This is a genomic window from Clostridium sp. MCC344, from assembly GCF_018785365.1.
Lineage (GTDB): Bacteria > Bacillota > Clostridia > Lachnospirales > Lachnospiraceae > Pilosibacter.
In genome coordinates this window covers 1-476 of the sequence record NZ_WQPQ01000070.1, presented here as the reverse complement: position 1 = coordinate 476, position 476 = coordinate 1, and the positions used below count along the sequence as shown (strand labels likewise).

At 56.5% G+C, this 476-nt stretch carries 1 protein-coding gene; it reads right to left on the bottom strand.

Annotated features, from left to right (window positions below; genetic code table 11):
* The coding region (locus tag GPK90_RS15400) for a DNA cytosine methyltransferase (RefSeq protein WP_346011278.1) at window positions 1-474 on the bottom strand (474 nt) is incomplete at its 3' end.
* Window positions 475-476 lie beyond the last annotated feature (2 nt).

The following is a 476-nucleotide window of genomic DNA, read 5'->3' as shown; positions in this document are numbered from 1 at the left end:
TTCGGCGGCGGCCCGCCCGCCCTCTCCGCAAGGCGGAGGAAGTGGGAGCATTGGACGGGGCTTAAATAGTATGTCTGCGGCACGTCTGCCTCCAAAATCCGCCACGACGAAAATCCGCTGCCTTCGTGCCAGCCTTCGGGAGCCTGCCCAATACTGGGCGTCCATGAGTCGCCAGCACACATCAGGCGTTCCCCCTCGCACCATTCCGGCGTTTCCCCATCTTCCCGAAGGAGGCATTGGAACTTCGGTGTCCGAGAAGGCGGATAAGACGGCTCTAAAGTCCATCCGGTCATTTGTAGAAAACGCTCCCATGACGTTTTCCCAAACAGCGATAGCTGGATATAGGTTATCAGTAGCATCCCTCATTTCCTGTATGATACGAAACGCCTGATAGAACAGGCTTGATTTTGCCCCGGCAAGGCCGGAGCGGTTGCCGATCAGAGAAAGGTTCTGACAGGGGGAACCGAAGGTAATTA